We start from the raw sequence: 15,917 nt of genomic DNA, 5'->3' as shown, positions 1-15,917 counted from the left end.
GTATTAACAGTTGACAGTTAACAGTTGACAGTTAACAGTTGACAGTTGACAGTTGACAGTTGACAGTTGACAGTTGACGGTTGACAGTTGACAGTTGATAGTTGGTGTTCCGATTACCAATAACCAATAACCAATAACCAATAACCAATAACCAATAACCAATAACCAATAACCAATAACCAATAACCAATAACCAATAACCAATAACCAAGAACTAATAACCAATAACCAATAACTAATGACTAATGACTCTAAAAGCAGTTTTATTTGATTTTAATGGCGTTATTATTAATGACGAGTCGATTCACGAGAAAATAATCGATCGACTAATGCTCGACGAAAATCTCCAACTCAAACGTGGGGAGTTTCGGGAAGTGTGCTTGGGAAAGAGCGATCGCACTTGTATTACCGAACTGCTGAAGCGCCGGGGACGATATCTGACAGAAACATACCTCGATCGCTTGCTACTTCGCAAGGCCCAAGCTTATCAGGAAGCAATCAATAGTTTGGAAAAATTGCCCATTTATTCAGATGTGGCAGAATTTATTGACAAAATTCGGGTTTCCGGACTAAAAATGGCGGTAGTTAGCGCGGCAATGCGATCGGATATAGAATTAGTGTTAGATCGATCGGGTTTGGCTGCAAACTTTGAATTAATTGTCGCAGGCGACGACTTGATGGCGAGCAAACCAGCACCCGACGGTTATCTGTTGGCGGTGGAACTTCTCAACCAAAAATATCCCGAATTTAACTTGCAAGCGATCGAGTGTTTGGCATTAGAAGATACTTTTGCAGGGATAGAAGCGGCGAAAAAAGCAGGGATTCAGGTAGCGGGGGTGACTCACACTTACCCGTTTCACATGATCCAGCGCCAAGCTAATTGGACGGTGGACTATTTTGCTGATTTAGAATTGGACAGAGTAGCCCAACTTTGCTCGATCGCCCCGACTCCACCAGTAGCATAAAACACTTGACGTTTTTAGCAGTTACGTGCTAACGTAGTTGACTGTCTGCCAAAGTCAATACAAATGCGACCTGTAAGGCTTTGAGATTCGGCAATCGGGCATTTAAAATGCTAAATTAAAAGTCAATCAGGGGAATTAGCTCAGTTGGTAGAGCGCTGCGATCGCACCGCAGAGGCCAGCGGTTCGAGTCCGCTATTCTCCATCTATCAGGGAACTGTTGACCAAAGAAGACGATTCATTACTCGAATCCTCTTGTGTCTAGGTAGATGTCGCTGTTGGCTGTCAACCGCTCTGGCTGTTGCTATATTTGTAGAAAGGGCGATGTGCATCTGCTTTGATATTTGGCTATGAGTTTGCCATTACCCGATTGCTGCCACGTCTCATAACATCAATAACGTCTTTGTCTACAAAAACCACCGGGTTTCCAACTTTAGACAGATTGCTGAAAAGACGTATATACGTTAGTAAACCTCATTTTTAGCGCAGTTATACCAATTTAATGGGTCGTTGCATATATCTCGATCCCCCTCGCATCCCCCTTAAGAAGGGGGACTTTGAGAAGAATCTTGTCCCCCCCTTATTAAGGGGGGTTAGGGGGGATCAGATTCTACGGGGCCTCATAAAAAATTGGTATTACTATCAATCCACACAAAATCAAGATTTTGTCAATCAATAATAAGTTTTGTATCTAAAAGTACAACAGTCTTCTAAAGCGAGTCTTAATATCAAGTCGCTATGTGTTATTATTCTCAATCATCTGACAGAGCTATTCAGGAGTAACTAGAAAAAATGACAAAGCGATTCGATCGGCGGAAATTTCTCTTATACAGTTCTGCTACCCTCACATCAAGTTTATTTCTAAAAGCTTGTAGAACTCCCACTCCAACCGCAACCCCAGCCGCTTCTCCCACAGCAGCAGGAACTACACCAGCAACACCAGCAGCCAGCAGTGGGAACACGATCAAAGTAGGAATTTTGCATTCCTTGAGCGGCACAATGTCAATCAGCGAAAAAAGCGTTGTGGAGGCCGAACAATTAGCGATAGAAGAAATCAATAAAGCTGGCGGCGTCCTCGGAAAACAAATCCAAGCAATAGTAGAAGACGGCAACTCAGACTGGCCGACTTTTGCCGAAAAAGCCAAAAAATTGATCGATCAAGACAAAGTTGTCACTGTCTTTGGCTGCTGGACATCCGCCAGCCGGAAAGCAGTATTGCCAGTATTTGAAGAAAAAAATCATATGCTCTGGTATCCCGTACAATACGAGGGTCAAGAGTGTTCCAAGAATATTTTTTATACCGGGGCTGCACCGAACCAGCAAATCGAACCAGCAGTAGACTGGCTGCTAGAAAATAAAGGCAAAAAATTCTTCTTAGTCGGCTCGGACTACGTTTTCCCCCGCACCGCAAACACTATTATCAAAGCACAGCTAGCAGCCAAAGGTGGCGAATTAGTTGGGGAAGATTACATACCTTTGGGCGGTACAGAAGTCACGCCAATTATTACTAAAATCAAGGCAGCTTTACCCGAAGGTGGTGTCATTTTCAATTCCCTCAACGGCGACAGCAACGTCGCATTCTTCAAACAGTTGCAGGGCGCAGGTTTGGGGCCGGACAAATATCCGTCAATGTCAGTCAGTATAGCAGAAGAAGAAGTAAAGGCGATCGGCGTAGAATATCTCAAAGGCCATTACGCCGCCTGGAATTACTTCATGACTGTGGAATCTCCCGCAAATAAAAAATTTGTGGAAGCTTTCAAGGCAAAATACGGCAAAGATAGAGTGACTAACGATCCGATGGAAGCTGCTTACATCATGGTTTACCTGTGGAAGCAAGCCGTCGAAAAAGCAGGAACACCAGACGATTTAGATAAGGTACGGGCGGCAGCTTTGGGTCAAACATTCGACGCGCCGGAGGGCAAAGTAACCCTCGAAACTAACCATCACCTTTCTAAATTTGTGCGGTTGGGCAAAGTGAGAGAAGACGGTTTGTTTGAAATCGCTTTTGCTACGCCAGAAGCCGTGAAGCCGATTCCTTGGAATCAGTTTGTCGCTGAAACCAAAGGTTTTTCCTGCGATTGGTCTGACCCCGCAAAAGGTGGCAAATTCAAGACACCATAAGTAGCCAAGACCAATTTTATTAATTAATGTTGGCAACAGATCTTCGATCGCCCCTAACCTCCCATCAGGGAGGGGGGGGACAAGATCTTTGTTTCAAAGTCTCCCTCCCGCAGGCAATCTAGGGCGATCGAGACTTCGCCAGCAGCGCTATTATACGGGTTTTAGCTGGCACAGCATTCATCCCCATTATACTTGTACTCAGGTTAGTGTGGGATGAATGCGAGGCAATGAGGAATTGACCGACGAGCAATATTGAACGCAGTTCAATCAGCGATGTCGGTCGATGACGAATTGCCAATCTTGGGTATTTGTAGCGAATCAAGAGTTACACAATTATGGTAACATAGTAGCAATAGGAGGTAGAAATAAATGAGGACAGCATACCAGTATAAATTACGCCCAAATAAGCAACAAGCAATAGAATTAGATAGATGGTTGTCTATGCTTTGCGCTCAATATAACTATTTGTTGGCAGATAGATTTAACTGGTACGAACAAAATCGTTGCCCTGTCAACGCCTGTCCTCTGCTTTGTAACCTTCCAGAATTACGGGACAATCCCGATTACTACAGTCAAAAGAAAACACTGCCCGAGCTGAAGAAAACTCATCCTTGGTATAGCGAAATTTACTCACAAGTTCTACAGGATACTGTCAAGAGAGTCAAGGTAACTTTTGACAGATTTTTGAAAGGTGACAGTAACGGGAAGCGTAGCGGTAAACCGAGGTTTAAGTCTCGCGATCGTTACAGAACTTTTACTTATCCTCAGATGAAGGATGGATGCTTGCAAGGCAACTTAATCAATCTTCCGATGTTGGGAAAAGTTAAAGTTATTTTGCATCGTCCCGTTCCGAATGGTTTTAAAATCAAAACAGCGTCTATTACAAAAAAGGCTGACGGTTACTATTTAACTCTCAGCCTGGAAGATGCGACAGTTCCAACAATTAAACCCGATTTCAATCCAGAGTTAATAACTGGTATTGATGTTGGCTTAAAGGAGTTTTTGACAACTTCTGAGGGTGAAACTGTTGCCATACCTCAGCATTACCGTAAGTCTCAAAAACGTTTAAAAGTTATTCAAAAACGTGTTTCCCGTCGGAAAAAAGGAAGCAATCGAAGATTAAAAGCGGTGAAACAGTTAGGCAAGCGACATAAAAAGGTTGCCGATAAACGCAAAGATTTTCATTTCAAAACAGCTAACAACTTGTTGAAAAAATATGATGTTGTCGCGGTTGAAGATTTGAATTTCAAAGGACTTGCACGTACATGGTTGGCAAAATCTGTCCTTGATGCCGGATGGTCAAGCTTTCTGTCGATACTAAAAAACCAAGCCGAAAATGCTGGTTTATTGGTTGTCCCAGTTAAAGCATCTGGCACTAGTCAAGATTGTTCCAATTGTGGCGAGAAAGTACCTAAAAAACTGCATGACAGATGGCACGACTGTCCGCATTGTGGATGTAGTCTTGACCGCGATCTTAATGCGGCAATAAATATCAAAAACAGAGCGGTAGGGCATTCCGTTCTTAAAGCTCATCGAGTATCCGAAGCAATAGCTGGATTTGGTGAGAAGCCTACACGCTAACTGTACGAGCGTCAGTGTAGGAGTATGTCACTTCTAAGTTGAGACGAATGAAATAAAACCCACCTCTACAAAAAATATTTATTGTACCTAAAAAGTAAGAGGAAAACAAGTGGCGATCTTGGACGGTTTATTTAATGGCATAAGCATCGGCGCTGTTTTGCTAATTGCAGCGCTGGGATTAGCGATTATTTTTGGGCTGATGGGCGTGATTAATATGGCTCACGGCGAGTTGATGATGTTGGGCGCTTATACAACTTTTGTAGTGCAGAATGTCTTCAAAGGTATGGGAGAATTTGCCTTTGAAACTTATATTTTATTTGCAATTCCCCTCGCTTTTTTAGTGGCGGCATTAGTAGGATTAATTCTCGAACGAGGAGTGATTCGCTATCTCTACGGGCGGCCGCTAGAAACTCTGCTGGCAACTTGGGGCGTAAGTTTGATTTTACAGCAGTTTGTCCGCAGCGTCAGTTGGGTGCTGGTAACGGGAATTGCAGTATTCTGTTTGCTATTTTTTGGCGGTTTGCAGGTGCTGAAGCGACGCCCCGATTTCGATCGCACTCGCAGCAAATTTATCGCCATAATTTTGCCTCTATCTCTCGGTATTTCCTGGGCGGCGAGCGCATTTTTAGCACAAACTTACCAACTCGCAGTAACTAAACCTTGGTTTGGCGCTCAAAACGTTGATGTGACTGCGCCCGGATGGCTGCGTGGCGGCATCCCGCTGGGAACTTTTCAGTTACCCTACGCCCGACTTTTTATTATTGTGCTGACAGGCATTTGTTTGGCGGGAATTTACCTATTTTTGCAAAAGTCTGTGTGGGGATTGCGGATTCGGGCTGTGACTCAAAATCGCAGCATGAGTGCTTGTTTGGGAATACCTACCGAACAAGTAGATGCGCTGACTTTTGCTTTGGGATCGGGATTGGCTGGTGTCGCTGGGTGCGCGATTAGTTTGATTGGTTCTGTAGGGTCAAATACGGGACAAAATTATATAGTCGATACCTTTATGGTGGTGGTTGTCGGCGGTGTGGGCAAGATTATGGGCAGTATAGTTGCTGCAATGGCGATCGGCACTGCAAATTATCTCATCGGATCGGGAACGCTTGCATTAATGTTTGCTCCTGTCAAGCCCTTAGCTGATTTCTTCACATTTTTCGCCACCACCAGCATGGCAAAAGTCATGGTATTCGCCTTAATTATGGCTTTTCTGCAAGTGCGGCCGGGAGGAATTTTTCCGCAAAAAGGACGCACAGTTGAGAATTAAAAACTACAGCTTTGAGCGGCAAAAAAATGAAGAATACAGAAAAAACGGCTCTGTTCAAAGAAGCAGCAATTGTAGGCGCGATCGCTCTAATTGCGATCGCGATCGTCCCAGGCATACTTCCTGACGCTCGTCTCAACCAATTGGGACGATTTTTAGCACTAGCGATTGTAGCTCTCGGTATAGACTTAATTTGGGGATATACAGGTTTGCTCAGTCTGGGACATGGCGTATTTTTTGCGATCGGTGGCTACGCCTTCGCCATGCACCTAAAACTGCAATTCCCCCCAAACACCAGCAGTCAATTACCCGAATTCATGAACCTCTACGGTGTCACTGAACTTCCCTGGTTTTGGCAACCATTCTATTCATTTCCCTTCTCAGTCCTCGCAATATTCATCATCCCCGCCATCTTGGGCGGACTTTTAGGTTACTTAGTATTCCGAAATCGCATTCGAGGCGTTTACTTTTCAATTCTCACCCAAGCAGCCACAATTGTATTTTTCAACTTCTTTAACGGCCAACAAAAACTGATTAACGGCACCAACGGACTCACCGACTTTAAAACCCTGTTCGGAGTCCAAGTAAACGGCAGAGATACTCAATATATTTTCTACATTCTCACCGTAATATTTTTAGCAGCAACTTACGCCCTCTGCCGCTGGCTGACAAGCGGGCGTTTCGGGCGCTTGCTATTAGCAATTCGCGACGACGAAGTGCGCCTGCGTTTCTCCGGCTACAATCCCACAGGATACAAAGTTTTAGTATTTGCAATTTCCGCCGGCTTGGCAGGGATTGCAGGCGCATTATTCACCGTACAAACGGGAATTATTTCGCCCAAGGCAATGGATATAGCATTTTCCATCGAAATGGTAATTTGGGTAGCAGTCGGAGGTCGCGCCACATTATCAGGAGCAATATTGGGAGCGCTGCTAGTCAACTTTGGCAAAAGTTTCTTGAGCGAACAATTCCCCGAAGTATGGCTATTTTTCCAAGGCGCGCTATTTTTAATAGTAGTCACAGTCTTGCCAGACGGGTTAGTCGGATGGGTGCAATATCATGATTTTGAGCAAATTCGCCGCTTGTTCAGAAAACCGAAGTACGTATCTACTTACCCCAGCCTGGAACAAGACCCCGAAGTACAGCACGAAAAAGAAGAACTTGAACATTGATTGCAAAAATATCGTGTATATATAAGTAGGCGGATATAAATAAATGTCACCCGGAAGAGAGAAACGAAGCAATCGCCATAGACTTGAGACCAGCTTTCGGAGCGGCTCGCTTCGTTAACATGACTCGCTCCCCAGATGCAATATATATGTCCACCTGCTTAGATATCAGTAGCAACCAGCTTCGTTTTTTTAAATTTGAGGGGAAACGTATGGCAGATATTATTGACTACAAAATCTACGGCGACGATTTGCAACTCATCGAGATTGAACTCGACCCCAAAGAAGGCGTCAGGGCCGAAGCAGGAACCATGACATACATGGAAGGCGACATCCAAATGCAAACATCCACAGGTGGTGGCCTATTTCAAGGTTTCAAGCGGATGCTGACAGGAGCGGGTTTTTTCATTACCACCTTTGTCAACGCCGGAAATCGCAAGGCCCGCGTCGCTTTTGCCGCCCCCTATCCGGGTAAAGTAATTCCCCTCGATTTAGGCAAACTTGGCGGTAAGTTTTTGTGTCAAAAAGACTCATTTCTCTGTGCCGCCAACGGGATTGAAATTGAGGTAGCTTTCACCAAGCGGCTGGGTGCCGGTTTCTTTGGCGGAGAAGGCTTTATTCTGCAAAAATTACAGGGTAACGGGTTAGCTTTTGTTCATGCGGGAGGAACAATAGTTGAGAAAAATTTGGGAGTTGGCGAAGTGTTGCGGGCGGACACTGGTTGTTTGGTCGCTTTTGCGCCGACTGTAGATTACGATATTCAGTTTGTGGGCGGCTTTAAAAATGCTTTATTTGGTGGCGAAGGCTTGTTTTTGGTGAAGCTAACGGGGCCGGGTAAAGTGTATTTGCAAAGTTTGCCGCTCTCGAAGTTGGCTGAGCGGATTATGGCTGCAAATCCAGCTCCTGTAACGAGCACTTCTAACAGTATTTCGCTTGACTTTATGAGCAATCGCGGCTAGTGCTGATGTAGGGTGCGTCAGCCCGCAGATTTTTTGGTTGTTCTAAATACTGTTGGCTGACGCACCTAGGACGTTAAAATCAGGATAACCAGTTATATCATGTCCGGTCAGTTATCATAACAATCAAAGTTTGTAGTGCGGACTTCAGTCCGCATTATGCGGACTGAAGTCCGCACTACGAACATTACTTATTGCGGTCAATCGACCGGACATGATATTAAGCAAGGTGCGTCAGCCCGCAGATATTTCGCCTTTTCCAAAGACTGTTGACTGACGCACCCTACAACTACAATTAGGGAAAATCAAGAAAAATCAGTTGTATATTGCGTAATTAAAGTTATGAAGGGAAAAGTATTAGAGATAGAAAATTTGACTGTTAGTTTTGATGGTTTCAAAGCCATCAACGGTTTAAATTTCAGCATGGATGCGGGGGAACTCCGAGTTATCATTGGCCCTAACGGTGCGGGGAAAACAACTTTTCTCGATTCGATTACTGGGAAGGTGCAGCCGACGGAAGGGCGAGTGATGTTTAAGGGAAAAAATTTGCGCCAATTGTCGGAATATCAGATTGCGCGTCTGGGTATTGGCCGCAAGTTTCAAACGCCGCGAGTTTACTTGAATTTAACGCCGCGCGAAAATTTGGAGCTATCTTGCAACGCCAATAAAAATGTATTTCCAACTCTGTTCAAGCCTGCTCCTGCTGCTGAAAAGCGCACGGTGGCGGGTTTGTTAGAAACTATTGGTTTGGTTGCTAAGGCTGATGTTTTGGCTGGTTTGCTTTCTCACGGGGAAAAGCAGTGGTTGGAAATTGGGATGTTGGTGGCGCAATCTCCTGATTTGTTGTTGGTGGATGAGCCTGTGGCGGGTTTGACTGATGAGGAAACTGTGTTAACTGGAGAGTTGCTGATTTCGCTGGCAGAAAGTCATTCGGTGTTGGTAATTGAACATGATATGGAGTTTGTGCGGCAAATTGCGCGGCAGGTGACGGTGTTGCATCAGGGTGCTGTTTTGTGCGAGGGAACGATGGATGAGGTGCAAAATGACGATCGCGTAATTGAGGTATATTTGGGAAAACCGGAAGATAGTTGACAGTTGACAGTTGACAGTTGACAGTTGACAGTTGACAGTTGACAGTTGACAGTTGACAGTTGACAGTTGACAGTTGACAGTTGTCATTGCCAATTATCGATTACCAATTATCAATTACCCATTATTGAACATATGCTGCAAGTTTCTGATTTGAATGTTTATTACGGCGAAAGTCACATTTTGCGCGGTGTCGATTTAAGTGTCAATGCGGGGCAAATGGTTTGTTTGATCGGCCGCAATGGTGTTGGCAAAACTACTATGCTAAAAACCTTAATGGGGTTGCTGCAACCGCGCAGCGGCACAATTAATTTTGGCGGGCAATCTATTGTCTCTAAGTTGACTCACCAGCGGGCTAAATTGGGGATTGGTTACGTGCCTCAAGGGCGCGAAATTATTCCGCGTTTGACTGTGAAAGAAAATCTATTACTAGGTTTGGAAGCGAAACCAACTCTGACCAAAAATCCTGAAGTTCCTGATGAGATTTTTGATTTGTTTCCGGTTTTGAAGACTATGCTCGATCGCATGGGGGGCGATTTGAGCGGGGGACAGCAGCAGCAGTTGGCGATTGCTAGGGCTTTGATGGGTGAGCCGAAGTTGCTGGTTTTGGATGAACCGACGGAGGGGATTCAACCGTCTATTATTTTAGACATTGAGGCTGCGGTGCGCCGCGTGGTTGCTACTAGGGGAATTTCGGTTTTGTTGGTGGAGCAGCATTTGCATTTTGTGCGGCAAGCTGATTGGTATTATGCTATGCAGAAAGGGGGAATTGTGGCTTCTGGAAGCACTAGCGAGTTGAGTGATGAGGTGATTCAGCGGTTTTTGGCTGTTTGAATCGAAGTTAGGCATGACACGGATTTTAAGACGGATATACGGATTGATTAACAATCGGGAAATGAGGTGGATCCTCTAGATATTTGTTCCCAGACTCTGCCTGGGAACAAGGAATCAAAAAACTTGTATTCAATCCGCGTAGGCGGACTTTCTTTGACAAGAAGCGATTTTAATCGCTCAGGAAATTTGGTGGTATAGCGGAATACTACTCAGTTCAGGGGTAATGTCGGGGCTTAGGCGTAAAAAATATTTAAAAATATATAACTCTTGAAACGCCTTCAACTATTATAGTAATAATTAGCTGACTTTATTGATTTATTAACACTATGAGCTACTGTATTAATCCTTATTGCTCTAAGCCCAGCACTCCACTCAATACTAATAGTGCTTTCTGTAGCCACTGCGGTACAGAATTAATTTTACAAGGCAGGTACAGAGTCATCAGCTTACTAAGTAATGATAGTGGCTTTGGCGATGTTTACCAAGCTGAAGAAGTAAATGGCGATCGCAAAATTATCAAGGTATTAAAGCAAAATCTCAACGCTCAACCTAAAGCAGTAGAACTATTTCAGAACGAGGCAGAAGTATTGAGCCAACTCAATCATCCTGGTATTCCTAAAGTTGAAGCCAACGGATACTTTACATTTTGTCCCAAGAATAGCAAGGAAGCTTTACACTGCTTTGCTATGGAATACATAGAGGGAATAGATTTGGAAAAATGGATGAATAATCGCGATCATCAACCTATTACAGAGGAGGAGGCAATTGCTTGGTTAAAGCAAATTACTCAAATCTTAGAGCAAGTTCATCAGCAAGACTATTTTCATCGAGATATTAAACCCTCTAATATTATGCTTGCTAATAATGAACATTTGGTACTAATTGATTTTGGAACTGCCAGAGAAATCACAGGAACTTACTTAGCAAAAATCAGTGGAAAAAATGTTACTAAACTGGCTTCAGCAGGCTATACTCCCCCCGAACAAGAGAAAGGTCATGCTGTTCCCCAATCGGATTTTTACGCTTTAGGTCGTACTTTTGTCTATTTACTTACAGGTAAGTCTCCAAGCGATAATGAAATTTACGATCCGATGAATGATGAGTTACGTTGGCGAAACTTTGCTCCTCATGTTTCCTCAAATTTAACAAATTTTATTGATAATTTAATGTCACAAAAAGCTAGTGACCGACCGACAAATACGCTAAAAATCTTGGAAAGATTAGAAAATTTAAAATCATATTCATCAATAGGAATTAGCCCAAATCAACCTAACACTTCTACCAACTTGAATCCTGCCAGTATTTTAACGTTTATGAGTTGGACTTTTTTGCTTGCCATAATAGGGTTTCAAGGGTTTACTAACTCTGACGTTCCTGTACCTTCAATTCCTGCTGTGCCTAACCACGATTATGTAAATACAGTTGCTAATCCTTTAATCTCCTTTGTAGGAAATATTACCAATATTTTGTTTTCCACAATGGGCGTAAGCCTCACGGTTACACTAGGAATAGTGGCAACATTAATAGCAGTTATAGCTCTTCCTACAATTGGATGGGGAATGGGTTTACTAATCATTGTTGGTTTAGTTTTAATTATTCCTATTTGGTTGATGTTTAAAATCGCAGGACTTTTTTCTTAATTTTTCAGAGAATTTTTACAATAATTTAAAAAAAATTATACTAGACTTGAGGGAATGAGGCGGAGACTCTAGATATTTATTCCCAGGCAGAGCCTGGGAACAAGGAACAAGGAACAAGAAATAAGAAAAAGGAAATTGTATTCAGTCCGCGCAGGCGGACTTTGTTTGAGAAGAAGCGATTTTAATCGCCCTATATTATTAATTTTTCCGACCGTCGGGCATTGTGGTGCCGGCCATGCTGGCTCGATCGATACTAGCGCCATCTATATTAGCATTCCGGAGGTTCGCATTGGACAGATTTGCGTCTCTGAGGTCGGAAAATCGCAAGTCTGCACCGTCTAGATTGGTTCCTGTCAAGTTGGCTTTGCGGAGGTTGGTGTTGCTGATTCTCGCTCCGATTAACTGGGCTCCGCTTAAGTCTGTGCGGGCCATATTGGTGTTGACAAAATCTGAGATCTCGAAGGTGCTACCGCTGAGGCTGGCGTCTGAGAAATCTGCTCCTGTGACGATCGCATTTTTTAAGCGTATGTTAACTAATTTTATAGCTCGGAGGTCGCAACGGACGCAGCTTTGGGTTAGCAACAGTGTTTCGACGTTGGCGTTGATTTGGTCAATTTGTTGCTGGGAGAACCTTTCGGCAAATTCTGGGGAGACGTAACCGAGCTTTTTGGGATCTTCTGCTTTTGGTTGGGGTGTTGGTGTTTGGGGTATTGGTGGTTGAGTTGTCGGTGGTTGAGTTGTTGGTGGTTGGGGTATTTGTGGTTGAATTATTGGTGGTTGAGGTGTTGGTGCTTGGGGCGTTGGTGTTTGCCCGATCGCCCGATATTGCAGCCCCACCTTCGGATATTCTAGAGTGGCGGCAAAAATTAGCAGGGCGATCGACAATATTGTGATTTTTTTCATAAAAAAATAACTTCTTGCTTGCAAGAATACCATTTACAGCAAATTCTATGTAAAGATGGTACACTCAATCAAGCATATTAAGCCAAAAATAAAACATTCCTGATTTCAGCCAAAAGTTTTACGATATGCGATCGCAAATAATCAACCTATGCCTTACAGTAAATTCACACTCAGTAAAGCTGTAGAGGATTTCAATCTTACTATTATTGAAGGCGCGCGTTTCTTACCAGAAATTGCCCCAGTCACTCCTAGTCCTTTACTTCGGGATACTCTGAAAGAAACGATTCCCTGGGCGATCGCAGTCAGCAGTGAAAAAGCTCGTTCTGAGGGGATTATCAATCCTGTGTTGCTGGAAGTAAAACGGCAGCTTCAAGGGCAGATTAGCGTTTTTTCTGGCGAAGAATTCAATGTAGAACCGGAGGCTGAACTCACAGGCTATGTGGACTTTCTCCTAAGTCGTTCCCCGGAACAACTATTTATTAAAGCCCCTGCGGTTGTCTTGGTGGAAGCCAAGAAAGAAGACCTTAAACCAGGTTTGGGGCAATGCCTTGCAGAAATGGTCGCTGCTCAACGTTTTAACGAACAAAAGCAACAGCCGATATCGACTATTTACGGAACCGTAACTAGCGGTACAGTTTGGCGTTTTCTTAAACTAGAAGAGCAATGCGTATCTATCGATCTTACTGATTATTCTCTGCTTCCGGTTGAGCAAATTTTGGGTTTCCTCGTTTGGATGATGACTGAAAATTGCTAAAGCAATCCTAAATTATTTGTATAGTTTCTTGTAGGGGCAATCCCCCCGTGGTTGCCCTTAGCTACTGGGGTAGGCACCGGGGCACTACCCCTACAAATCTTCATGAATTTTACGGTTGCTATATTAGGTTGGGCTAAATAGATCCAAATTTAGATAAAAAACTTCGGAACCGTCAGGCGCGCGAATTAATTTTTCTATTACCGGAGGCAGTTGCTGTTGGCGGTACAGTTCGGGAATTTCACAGAAGCTTTCTTCGGGAATTTCCAAAATCTTCGGCATATCAGGAATGGGAATTCCCAATCGATCGCTTTTATTTAAGCTGCAAACAATCAGGTAGTTACAGTCAGCAATACTCCGACTGCTGGGAAATATTTTAGATAAATTAATCAGGGTAATTAGTTCTTCTTGGTGCCGCACTAAACTTTGACCGCTATCTAAAAAACCGTAGGGATTAAAGTCTTTGACAACGCGCTGCACTTTTTCTATAGGAACCGCATAATTAACGTTTCCCAGTTCAAAGGACACAAGTTTTCGAGGAGGAGTTCTGACAGCGCCTTGTTTCTTGCTGCGAAAGCGGCGATTGTAATTCGTGTGAGTCATTCTATTTTAGATTTTAAATCTTAGTAAGTTTTTTAGGTATGTTGTTGCGCTTTAGCGCTCTTGGCAGATATATGAAAGAGCGCTGAAGCGCAACTACGTACCTTTGATTTAATTTTTGATTAATTTTGGTATTGCTTCTAAAAGTAGAGATTCACTGTAAGGTTTCGTAAAATATTGATTGGCGCCTAATTCCATTGCCATTTGTCGGTGTTTTTCGCCGCTGCGGGATGTCAGCATGGCTACGGGAATCTTAGCAAACCGCTGGGTCGATCGCATAGATCGCAATAATTCAAATCCATCCATCCGGGGCATTTCAATATCGACAATCGCCAAACTGCAATCAAGACCATTTTGCAGCTTTTCCAGCGCATCTAAGCCGTCTTTAGCCTGAACTACGCGGTAGCGGGCGCGAGTCAGCATCAGAGACAACAACTGCCGAATTGTATAGGAATCGTCTACTACTAAAATCTGGGGCGACTGACTCGAAGTCGGCGCCACTTGTGGCACTTTACCAGACACAGGGGCGATCGAACTATTGGATAAAGGTTGACCCACCAAATCATCCACATCCAAAATAGTTACAACTTTACCGTCCCCCAAAATCGTACTCCCCAAAACCCCGCGAGGCTTGGATAGAGGCGGCGGCAAAGGTTTAACCACAATTTCCTGCTGCCCGATCAAACGTTCCACAGCCACCGCTAACATTCCTTCGGTAGAAGCCAAAACTAAGACGGGAATGTGATCTTGAGTCAAAGGATCTGGAGAGGGGCCATCGGGCCCGACGACGCTGTATTCGAGCAAATCTTGCAGCCGAACCAAACGAATAAATTCATCCCGCCACCACAGCATCGGCTGATTGCCGGCGGTGTGAACTTCCGAAGCTTTCACGTGCAGAATTTCCTCGACTGCATCTAGCGGTACTGCTATTTTATTGCGATCGGTCTTTACCATCAAAGCCTCAGTAATTGACAGCAACAATGGCAGTTTGATGATAAAACTCGTACCTTTTCCCAGGCGAGAATCCACCTTCACAGTCCCTCGCACAGTCCGCAAATTTGTTCGCACCACGTCGAGTCCGACTCCCCGCCCGGAAAGATCGCTCACTTCCTCGGCAGTGCTGAAACCGGGCCAAAATAGAAAATCATAGAGTTCGGCAATGGAAAAGTCTTGGGCTTGTTCTTCTGTTGCTAAACCTTTTTTAACTATTTTGCGACGAATGATTTCCGGGTCAATTCCTTTGCCGTCGTCTGCGATGGTAATGATAGTTTGGCCGCCTTGGTGGCGGGCTTCTATTTCAATTTGACCGCTGGCGGGTTTGCCAATTGCTTGCCGAACTTCGGGCATTTCGATGCCGTGGTCAAAAGCGTTTCTGACTAAATGTACCAAGGGGTCGCGCAAAGCGTCGAGCAAACTTTCGTCTATTTTGGTATCCCTTCCTACTAACAAGAGGTTGACATCTTTATCGTAGGTGAGGCACATATCCCGGAGGGCCCTCGGTAAGTGGTCTACGGCGCGACTGAAACTCACGACTCGCAACTGCATGACGCGGCTGCGAAGTTGTTCGGTGATGCGGCGCAGTTGGTCGGTACTGCGCTCGAATTTCATTGCTAAGGTGTCTAATTTGGTGGCGGATTGAGAAATTGCTTCGGTGGTTTCGATGACTTCTGCGGCTGTCGAGTGGAACTCTGTATAACGATCCATCTCTAAGATATCGAAGTGATTGTGGTCGATCGAGGATTTGCCGTTAGCAATCAGTGGAAATTCTGTTTCAGATCCTGCAAGTTTTCGTAATCCCGAATTGCCGTTTCCTCCTTTCCAGTCTCCAAAACTCAGTCTGTCGTATTCTTCTCGCAACTGGCCGCCGAATTGATTTAAATCTACGATACTGCGGCGAATTCGCTTGACTTCGCCGCGCAATTCGGATTCTTGAAGTTCCAAATTTGTACGGTTGATGACTAATTCTCCGACTAGATTCACCAATTCTGTCAGGCGTTCTAAATCTACGCGGATTGTCGGCCTTTGTGGGTTGGGGAGGGGGGGAGAGGGG

General features: G+C 44.3%; 15 protein-coding genes and 1 tRNA gene. 12 read left to right on the top strand and 4 right to left on the bottom strand.

All coding sequences use genetic code 11. The annotated features are described in order from the left end of the window. Nucleotides 1-3: 3 nt before the first annotated feature. Nucleotides 4-141 carry a hypothetical protein gene (locus tag QZ918_RS33290; protein WP_527250422.1) on the bottom strand — a complete coding sequence of 46 codons (138 nt, stop codon included), beginning with the start codon at nt 139-141 and terminating at the stop codon, nt 4-6. A gap of 104 nt (nt 142-245) precedes the next feature. Between QZ918_RS33290 and QZ918_RS21320 the strand changes: the two genes are divergently transcribed. The 11 genes from QZ918_RS21320 (at nt 246) to QZ918_RS21270 (ending at nt 11,613) form a co-directional block, all read left to right on the top strand. Further along, nucleotides 246-965 carry an HAD family hydrolase gene (locus QZ918_RS21320; RefSeq protein WP_293338194.1) on the top strand — a complete coding sequence of 240 codons (720 nt, stop codon included), beginning with the start codon at nt 246-248 and terminating at the stop codon, nt 963-965. 129 nt (nt 966-1,094) lie between these two features. Further along, nucleotides 1,095-1,167 (top strand) — tRNA-Ala (locus tag QZ918_RS21315). A 587-nt stretch (nt 1,168-1,754) separates the two neighbouring features. Further along, nucleotides 1,755-3,083: an urea ABC transporter substrate-binding protein gene (gene urtA / locus QZ918_RS21310; RefSeq protein ID WP_293338192.1), complete on the top strand. Its 1,329-nt coding sequence runs from the start codon at nt 1,755-1,757 to the stop codon at nt 3,081-3,083. 88 nt (nt 3,084-3,171) lie between these two features. After that, nucleotides 3,172-3,300: a hypothetical protein gene (locus QZ918_RS21305; protein WP_293142816.1), complete on the top strand. Its 129-nt coding sequence runs from the start codon at nt 3,172-3,174 to the stop codon at nt 3,298-3,300. A gap of 152 nt (nt 3,301-3,452) precedes the next feature. Further along, a complete protein-coding gene (locus QZ918_RS21300) occupies nt 3,453-4,664 on the top strand; it encodes an RNA-guided endonuclease InsQ/TnpB family protein (RefSeq protein ID WP_293142819.1) in 1,212 nt (403 codons plus the stop codon). A gap of 109 nt (nt 4,665-4,773) precedes the next feature. Further along, nucleotides 4,774-5,928 carry an ABC transporter permease gene (locus QZ918_RS21295; RefSeq protein WP_293338190.1) on the top strand — a complete coding sequence of 385 codons (1,155 nt, stop codon included), beginning with the start codon at nt 4,774-4,776 and terminating at the stop codon, nt 5,926-5,928. Nucleotides 5,929-5,954: 26 nt separating this feature from the next. Further along, nucleotides 5,955-7,097, top strand: coding sequence for an urea ABC transporter permease subunit UrtC (gene urtC, locus QZ918_RS21290; protein WP_293338188.1), 1,143 nt, complete (start codon nt 5,955-5,957; stop codon nt 7,095-7,097). A 209-nt stretch (nt 7,098-7,306) separates the two neighbouring features. Continuing rightward, nucleotides 7,307-8,053: a TIGR00266 family protein gene (locus QZ918_RS21285; RefSeq protein ID WP_293142828.1), complete on the top strand. Its 747-nt coding sequence runs from the start codon at nt 7,307-7,309 to the stop codon at nt 8,051-8,053. 339 nt (nt 8,054-8,392) lie between these two features. Continuing rightward, nucleotides 8,393-9,142, top strand: a complete 750-nt coding sequence (urtD, locus tag QZ918_RS21280) for an urea ABC transporter ATP-binding protein UrtD (protein WP_293338186.1) — start codon at nt 8,393-8,395, stop codon at nt 9,140-9,142. 132 nt (nt 9,143-9,274) lie between these two features. Then, on the top strand, nt 9,275-9,973 hold the full coding sequence (urtE, locus tag QZ918_RS21275) for an urea ABC transporter ATP-binding subunit UrtE (protein ID WP_293142834.1): 699 nt from the start codon (nt 9,275-9,277) through the stop codon (nt 9,971-9,973). A 326-nt stretch (nt 9,974-10,299) separates the two neighbouring features. Continuing rightward, a complete protein-coding gene (locus tag QZ918_RS21270) occupies nt 10,300-11,613 on the top strand; it encodes a serine/threonine protein kinase (protein ID WP_293338184.1) in 1,314 nt (437 codons plus the stop codon). Nucleotides 11,614-11,811: 198 nt separating this feature from the next. On the opposite strand, the gene QZ918_RS21265 is transcribed toward QZ918_RS21270, so the two are convergent. Beyond that, complete coding sequence (locus tag QZ918_RS21265) at nt 11,812-12,516, bottom strand: pentapeptide repeat-containing protein (RefSeq protein WP_293338182.1); 705 nt, start codon at nt 12,514-12,516, stop codon at nt 11,812-11,814. 148 nt (nt 12,517-12,664) lie between these two features. On the opposite strand from QZ918_RS21265, the gene QZ918_RS21260 reads away from it, so the two are divergent. Continuing rightward, the gene (locus QZ918_RS21260) at nt 12,665-13,270 is read left to right on the top strand and encodes a hypothetical protein (protein WP_293338180.1); all 606 of its coding nucleotides are present in this window, start codon (nt 12,665-12,667) and stop codon (nt 13,268-13,270) included. A gap of 123 nt (nt 13,271-13,393) precedes the next feature. Here the strand turns inward: QZ918_RS21260 and QZ918_RS21255 are convergent, their stop codons facing one another. Together QZ918_RS21255 and QZ918_RS21250 are read right to left on the bottom strand one after the other, a co-directional pair. Next, a complete protein-coding gene (locus tag QZ918_RS21255; RefSeq protein ID WP_293338178.1) occupies nt 13,394-13,870 on the bottom strand; it encodes a chemotaxis protein CheW in 477 nt (158 codons plus the stop codon). 108 nt (nt 13,871-13,978) lie between these two features. Then, a partial coding sequence (locus QZ918_RS21250) for a hybrid sensor histidine kinase/response regulator (RefSeq protein WP_293338176.1) occupies nt 13,979-15,917 on the bottom strand: 1,939 nt, incomplete at its 5' end.

Origin of the sequence: Microcoleus sp. CAWBG58, assembly GCF_020883045.1 — a bacterium.
Classification (GTDB): domain Bacteria; phylum Cyanobacteriota; class Cyanobacteriia; order Cyanobacteriales; family Microcoleaceae; genus Microcoleus.
This window is presented reverse-complemented; position numbering and strand designations above follow the sequence as displayed.

Bases quoted from the DNA above. Each gene is read 5' to 3' on its own strand.
- QZ918_RS21300 (WP_293142819.1), top strand. From the start codon at position 3,453: ATGAGGACAGCATACCAGTATAAATTACGCCCAAATAAGCAACAAGCA.
- QZ918_RS21320 (WP_293338194.1), top strand. From the start codon at position 246: ATGACTCTAAAAGCAGTTTTATTTGATTTTAATGGCGTTATTATTAAT.
- QZ918_RS21255 (WP_293338178.1), bottom strand. From the start codon at position 13,870: ATGACTCACACGAATTACAATCGCCGCTTTCGCAGCAAGAAACAAGGC.
- urtA (WP_293338192.1), top strand. From the start codon at position 1,755: ATGACAAAGCGATTCGATCGGCGGAAATTTCTCTTATACAGTTCTGCT.
- QZ918_RS21260 (WP_293338180.1), top strand. From the start codon at position 12,665: ATGCCTTACAGTAAATTCACACTCAGTAAAGCTGTAGAGGATTTCAAT.
- QZ918_RS21265 (WP_293338182.1), bottom strand. From the start codon at position 12,516: ATGAAAAAAATCACAATATTGTCGATCGCCCTGCTAATTTTTGCCGCC.
- urtE (WP_293142834.1), top strand. From the start codon at position 9,275: ATGCTGCAAGTTTCTGATTTGAATGTTTATTACGGCGAAAGTCACATT.
- QZ918_RS21270 (WP_293338184.1), top strand. From the start codon at position 10,300: ATGAGCTACTGTATTAATCCTTATTGCTCTAAGCCCAGCACTCCACTC.
- QZ918_RS21285 (WP_293142828.1), top strand. From the start codon at position 7,307: ATGGCAGATATTATTGACTACAAAATCTACGGCGACGATTTGCAACTC.
- urtD (WP_293338186.1), top strand. From the start codon at position 8,393: ATGAAGGGAAAAGTATTAGAGATAGAAAATTTGACTGTTAGTTTTGAT.
- urtC (WP_293338188.1), top strand. From the start codon at position 5,955: ATGAAGAATACAGAAAAAACGGCTCTGTTCAAAGAAGCAGCAATTGTA.